At 59.3% G+C, this 6,359-nt stretch carries 6 protein-coding genes and 1 tRNA gene; all 7 read left to right on the top strand.

Features of this window, described 5'->3' with window-relative positions; genetic code table 11:
* Nucleotides 1-312: hypothetical protein (locus PHW69_09495; GenBank protein MDD4005415.1), on the top strand; the 312-nt coding region annotated here is incomplete at its 5' end.
* A 43-nt stretch (nucleotides 313-355) separates the two neighbouring features.
* A complete protein-coding gene (locus tag PHW69_09490) occupies nucleotides 356-1,810 on the top strand; it encodes an RNase adapter RapZ (protein MDD4005414.1) in 1,455 nt (484 codons plus the stop codon).
* The gene (locus PHW69_09485; protein MDD4005413.1) at nucleotides 1,810-2,574 is read left to right on the top strand and encodes a nucleotidyltransferase family protein; all 765 of its coding nucleotides are present in this window, start codon (nucleotides 1,810-1,812) and stop codon (nucleotides 2,572-2,574) included. Before PHW69_09490 ends, PHW69_09485 begins: the two co-directional genes overlap by 1 nt.
* Nucleotides 2,575-2,617: 43 nt before the next feature.
* Entirely contained in the window at nucleotides 2,618-4,261 is a 1,644-nt protein-coding gene (locus PHW69_09480; protein ID MDD4005412.1) for a long-chain-fatty-acid--CoA ligase, read from the top strand.
* A 1-nt stretch (nucleotide 4,262) separates the two neighbouring features.
* Nucleotides 4,263-5,774 carry an HD domain-containing protein gene (locus tag PHW69_09475; GenBank protein ID MDD4005411.1) on the top strand — a complete coding sequence of 504 codons (1,512 nt, stop codon included), beginning with the start codon at nucleotides 4,263-4,265 and terminating at the stop codon, nucleotides 5,772-5,774.
* A gap of 42 nt (nucleotides 5,775-5,816) precedes the next feature.
* Nucleotides 5,817-5,890: transfer RNA gene (locus tag PHW69_09470), tRNA-Gly, on the top strand.
* 7 nt (nucleotides 5,891-5,897) lie between these two features.
* Nucleotides 5,898-6,359: hypothetical protein (locus tag PHW69_09465; protein MDD4005410.1), on the top strand; the 462-nt coding region annotated here is incomplete at its 3' end.

Below are 6,359 nucleotides of genomic sequence, written 5' to 3'. Positions count from 1 at the left end.
GGCTTCGGAAAACTGGAAATAAGCGACGAAACCGCCCGCCGCCTGCAGGCCGAGAACGGCAAACCCGTTGCCATGCAGACCATGACAGCCGCCACGGTGGATTATGACTGCACGATGGGGCTTATGTACAGCAAAAACCTCAAAGTGGCGGACCTGACACTGGGACTGGGCTACAATATCGGCGGACAGGTGGCTTTTTCGTTCGGAGGCGGAGATCTGTACGGCAACAAGGACACCGCGCATGTGCGCGCCAGTCCAATGCCGTACCTGATGCACTACGGCCCGATCCTCAAGGCAATGGTGAAGTGGTGAGCCGCAAGCGTAACCCTGAACGGCAGCAAATGGTGGACGCGTCATGAACATTGTCGAACAAAAGGAAAACCGGACACAGCTGCGTAAACTGTTCGAGCAGACTTTTGGAGCCGCGCCGGACACCGTCGTCGCGCTGGCGGGCGACGGTTCTGACCGCAGGCTGTTCCGTTTGAAAAACGGTTCGCGCAGCGCCGTAGGCGTAAGCAATGCCGACCGGCTGGAAAACGCCGCGTTTCTAGAATTCTCGCGCCATTTCAGGCGGTGCGGCCTGCCGGTGCCGGAAATTTACGCGGAAACCGGCGACCGGTCCTGCTATCTGGAAGAGGATCTCGGCGATACAAACCTGTTCCAGCTGCTGGCCCGGCTAAGAAAACCGGGCGCGCCGTTCCCGCAGGAAGCGGCCGCCGTATACAGCAAAGCAGTAAAACTGCTGCCGCGGTTTCAGATAACCGCCGGGAAAACCCTCGATTACAAATACTGCCACCCGCGCGCGGAATTCGACCGCCAGTCAATGATGTGGGATCTCAATTATTTCAAATATTATTTTCTCCGGCTGGCGCAAATTCCGTTCAACGAACAAAAACTCGAAGACGATTTCAACCGTTTCACGCAATTTCTGCTCGGCGCGGACCGGGATTATTTCCTGTACCGTGATTTCCAGTCGCGCAACATCATGGTGCGCGACGCGGCAGAGCCATGGTTCGTGGACTATCAGGGCGGGCGCAGGGGCGCGCTGCAGTATGACATGGCGTCATTGCTTTTCGACGGCAAGGCCGACCTGCCGCATGAGCTGCGCGAGCAGCTGCTTGACGAATATCTGCAGGCTGCGGCGGAACTCATTGAAATCGAGCCGGAGAAATTCCGCCTGCACTATTACGGGTTCGTGCATATCCGCATAATGCAGGCGCTGGGCGCATACGGGCTGCGCGGTTTTTACGAGAAAAAGGTTCATTTTCTGCACAGCATACCCTACGCGGTCCGCAATCTGGAATATCTGCTGAGGAAAGCGAAACTGCCGGTGGAACTGCCGGAGCTCAGGGCGGTATTTGAACGGATAGCCGGGTCATCGTATCTTAGAAACTTCGGGGCGGCCTCGCCCGGGCTGACCGTGCGGATACAGAGTTTTTCCTTTAAAAAAGGGTTGCCGCCTGACCAGAGAGGCCACGGCGGCGGGTTCACGTTCGACTGCCGCGCGCTCCCAAACCCCGGCCGCTACCCGCAATACGCGCAGCTGACCGGTCAGGATCCGCAGGTGAAGGAATTTATGGAACGCGACGCCGATGTGAAACGGTTTCTGGAGCATGTGTTCCCGCTTGTGGAACAGAGCGTGGAGAATTACCGCAGGCGCAATTTCACCGACCTGGCCGTTTCGTTCGGCTGCACGGGCGGGCGGCACCGCTCGGTTTTCTGCGCCGAGGCGCTGGCGCGGCGGCTGCGCGAAAAGTATGGCGTTGAAATCGAGCTTGAGCACGCGGTGATCGGCGGAGCCGGCGCATAATGAAAGCCATGGTGCTGGCGGCGGGAACGGGCACGCGCCTGCGTCCGCTGACCGACATGACGCCCAAACCGCTCATTGATATTGGCGGCGCGACAATGCTGGAGATTGTGCTGGCCCGGCTCAAAAACGCGGGCGTCGCCGAAGTCATCATCAACACCCACCATCTCGCGGAACAAATCACGGATTATCTGGCCGCCAAAAACAATTTCGGATTGCGGGTGGCAATCTCCCATGAGCCGGAACTGCTCGACACCGGCGGCGGCCTGAAAAAAGCCGGCTGGTTTTTTGACGACGGCAAACATTTTTTTCTGCATAACGCCGATATTTTAAGCACGACGGACCTCAATTTTCTTCTGAGCCGGCACAATGACACCGGCGCGCTGGCAACACTTGCCGTGGCGGACAGGCCTTCCACGCGCCGGTTCATTTTCGACGGACGCGGCCGCCTCTGCGGGCATTCCGCGCCCGGCGCGACGCGCTGGGCGCCGGACAAACCGCGCGACACCGCGCGCACGCTGGCCTTTAACGGCATTCACGTCATTTCGCCGCGCATTTTCAGGCTGATGTCCGAAACCGGAGCTTTTTCCATCAACGATGTTTATCTGCGCCTTGCCGCCGCAGGCGAAACCATCGCCATGGCGGACTGCTCCCGCTTCGACTGGCTTGACATCGGCAAACCGGATTCGCTTGAAAAAGCCCGCGCGCTTGCCGCCCAAAACGGCATTCCGCGCCAACGGGGGGGGCACAGCCGCCGCGCGCACTGAAATTTGTCATCACGGCCCGTTATTTATAAAATATGCGAATATCATGAGGAATACCAGCAACATCTACAATATACTGCTGAACAGCGCGGCGCGGCTGCCGGAAAAAACCGCAATTGTGGAACCCGAGCGGCAATGGACATACACCGAACTGCTTCAGGCGGTCAACCGTGCGGCGGATGCGTTCTGGAACCTGGGCATACGAAAAGGCGACAAGGTGGCGCTCGCGCTGCGCAACTCGGCGGAGTTCATCATCACGGGCATGGCGGCGGCGAAAATGGGCGCGGCCATGGTGCCGGTAAATTTCATGGTTTCCAAGCCGGAGGAACTGGCATTTATTCTTTCCGACTCGCAATGCAAGGGCGTGATAACCCAGCGCGAATTCCTGCGCAATTACACAAAAACGCTGCAAACGCTCGGCACAAAACCGTTCCTGCTTTCGATTGACGGCTCGGCAAACGGCGAGGCGGAGGACTTCTGGGAACTGGTCAACAGGGCCGGGCATACCCCTCAGGCTCACCAGCAGCAGACATCGCCCGACGACATCTCCTGCCTGCTCTACACTTCCGGCACCACCGGCAACCCGAAAGGCGTAATACTCAGCCATTACAACATGATTTCCAACGCGATATCGGCGCAGGCGATTTTCTCCGTGACCGACGACGACGTTTTTCTCTGCCTGCTGCCCATGTTTCACACTTTTTCATGGCTGGGCACCACCCTGCTGCCGCTGATGATGGGCTGCAAAACAGTCGTTATCTCGCACCTCACGCCGCCGAAACCGTGGCTGCGCCTGATGGGCCGTGAAGGCGTTACGGTCATGACGGGCGTGCCGCAACTGTTTGCGGTGCTGGCGAAAGAAGCCAGCGGACTGAAGCGGCTGTATCTGCAGTACTGGTCGTTCCGGCGGGCGCGGATACTGGTGTCCGGCGCCGCCCCGCTTCCGCGTGAAACAGGCGAACGGTTCAGGCAGGCCATAGGGGTGCCGCTGCTGGAAGGGTACGGCCTTACGGAAACCAGCCCGGTTATTTCAGTCAATACGCCGGAAGAAAACAGGCCCGGTTCGGTAGGCCGGCCGATGCCCGGCATCCGGGTGGCGGTTATAGGCGAGGCCGGCAACCACCTGCCCGCCGGGCAGGAGGGGGAGATTTGCGTGAAGGGGCCGAACGTAACGGCCGGCTACCACAATAATCCGCAGGCGTCCAGAGACCTGTTCACGGCAGACGGCTGGATGCGGACCGGCGACATCGGGCTGGTTGACGAAGACGGGTTCGTTTTTATCCGTGACCGTATAAAAGACATGATCATCATCAAGGGCCTGAAAGTATTCTCCGCGCAGGTGGAAGCGGTGCTGCAGAACCATCCGGCGCTGGCGGAGGTGGCGGTGATCGGGATACCGGACGAATCGGGCGATGAAACAATCAAGGCGTTCTGTGTGCTTAAAGAGGGCGCGGAATGCGAAAAAGCGGAACTGAAAAACTTTATCCGCGAGAATCTCGATCCGTACAAACGTCCGAAAGAAATCGAATTCATGGCCGAACTGCCAAAAAACGCGCTCAATAAAATCCTCAAGCGCAAACTGCGCGAAACGGAAATCGCCAGGCTGAAAAACAAAAAGACGGCGTGCCGGCCGGTTCCCGGAGAGCTCGTGACCGGAACCGCCGCGGTTTTAGGCCGCCCGCTCCGATAGCATGAAACAGACAGCGAACCTCGCGCAGCTCATAGCGGAAACCTGCCCCGGCGGATTTTATGTGGGCGGATGCGTGCGCGACTCCCTGCTGGGCCGCGCGTCCTCCGACATTGACATCGCGCTCGAAAGGGCCCGTGTGCGGGAAGCGGCCCGCAAACTCGCCGCGCGGCTGCACACCACGGCGTTTATCATAGACGAGGAAAATACCGTCTGGCGGATCTCGGGCAAAACCCCGCAATGCCAGATAGATATTGCCGCCCTGCAGGGCGGCATAAGCGCTGACCTGGCCCGGCGCGACTTCACCATTAACGCGCTGGCCTATCCGGTCGGCTCGCCCTGCCGCATAACCGCAGCCGAACCCGCGCCCGGCGGCGTGTTTCTTGAGAAACCGGAAAAACGGTTTCTCCTTGACAACTTTGGCGGTTTGCAGGATATTGAAAAAAAGCGGATTGCGGCAGTATCCAAAACCGTGTTCGAACAGGATCCGCTGCGTCTGCTGCGCGCTTACAGAATCGCCGGCGAATTAGGGTTTTCGGTCGCGCCAAAAACCTTGCGCCTGATCCGCGAACATCACGCGCTGATAACCGGGGTTTCCGGCGAGCGGGTGCGCGACGAACTGGTGCGCCTGCTGGCGCTGCCCCGGGTCAGGGCGCGGCTGGCCGCGCTGGACCGGGCGCGCCTGCTGACCGCGCTTTTCCCGGAACTGGAAAAGCAGAAAGGCTGCGCGCCCCAGTATTACGGCGGACGCGGAGTGTTCTCGCACACGCTGGCCGTATGCGACCGGCTTGAACATCTGCAAAACAACCTGGAAAACATTTTTCCCGATTTTCACGGCGAACTGGCCGCTCACGCCGGCGGACGGGGCCTTCTGCAGCTGGTGGCTCTGCTGCACGACATCTCAAAGCCCGAAACGGCCAGAGTTATCGGCGGCAGGCTGCGTTTTTTCCATCATGAGGCGCGCGGCGCGCGGCGCGCCGAGTCAATCATGCGCGCGCTCAGGTTTTCACGCGCGGAAACAAACCTTGCCTCGAAAATCATCAGCGAGCATCTGCGCCCGGGGAACCTGTCGTTTAACAAGGTGATAACGCCGCGCGCCGTGTACCGCTTTTTCAGCGAGCTGCGTGACGCGGCGGTGCCGCTGCTGCTTGTCTGCTGGGCCGATTACGCCAGTTACATACCTTTGAAAACAACACTGAAAATTTTGCCCCGCACACGGGAACTGCCCGCGCCGGCCGCACCCGCCGCCTTGCCGGGCAAAGGCGTAAAAAAAACGCTCCGGCACATGCAGGTCATTCACCTGATGCTCAGCACTTTTTTTAAAAATCCGAAAGCGGTGCTGCCCGAAAAACTCGTTTCAGGGCACGATCTTATCTCCGGGCTGGGCATGCCGCCCGGCCCGGCTATGGGAAAACTGCTTGAAGCAATCCGCCTGGCGCAGGCCGAAGGAAAAGTGACCGGCCGGGCACAGGCGCTCGCGCTGGCCGCGCGGCTGTACAAAAAAACCGGCTATTGAACCGGGCCGGCGATTCTAATATAATATGAAGGCACACTTAATGCGGGCGTAGTTCAATGGTAGAATGGAAGCTTCCCAAGCTTTAGACGTGGGTTCGATTCCCATCGCCCGCTCCAAAATTTAATGCGAAAAAATATCTGGCCCAAAATCCTGTGGGGCGCGGCGATAGCGGCAAGCGTGGTTTTGCTGTCGGCTTTCGGATTGCAGCTCTATGTGAAAATAGCCGGAATGTTCGGGCCGGTCAATCCTGCGGCCGGAAAACTGTCCGCGCGGCTGGCCGCCGCGATACCGGGGCCTGACATCCTGTCAGTCGCGCCGGCAAACGATGAACCGCCGCCGGACACACGGAATCTGCCGAAACCGGAAGCCGTGGAAGAACCACAACCGGAAGAAAAAACGCCTGCGGAGGAAATAACGGAAATGTCCGCAGCAGCCGGCATCTCCGGCCCGGAGCCGGAGGCCGCCATCAATCCGCCGCCTGCGGAAAGTGAAGCGGGCCCGCAGGCCGTACCGGAAAAATCTCCCCGGAATTTTAAAAAAGTCCTGCTGTATGCGCGCATGCCCAAAGCCAGACAGGTGCTTGTT

It is taken from the genome of Elusimicrobiaceae bacterium (genome assembly GCA_028700325.1).
In the GTDB taxonomy this organism is placed as follows: domain Bacteria; phylum Elusimicrobiota; class Elusimicrobia; order Elusimicrobiales; family Elusimicrobiaceae; genus JAQVSV01.
This window is presented reverse-complemented; position numbering and strand designations above follow the sequence as displayed.

What these genes read in the sequence shown, in the direction of transcription:
- PHW69_09485 (MDD4005413.1), top strand. Translation starts at nt 1,810, where the DNA reads ATGAAAGCCATGGTGCTGGCGGCGGGAACGGGCACGCGCCTGCGTCCG.
- PHW69_09480 (MDD4005412.1), top strand. Translation starts at nt 2,618, where the DNA reads ATGAGGAATACCAGCAACATCTACAATATACTGCTGAACAGCGCGGCG.
- PHW69_09490 (MDD4005414.1), top strand. Translation starts at nt 356, where the DNA reads ATGAACATTGTCGAACAAAAGGAAAACCGGACACAGCTGCGTAAACTG.
- PHW69_09475 (MDD4005411.1), top strand. Translation starts at nt 4,263, where the DNA reads ATGAAACAGACAGCGAACCTCGCGCAGCTCATAGCGGAAACCTGCCCC.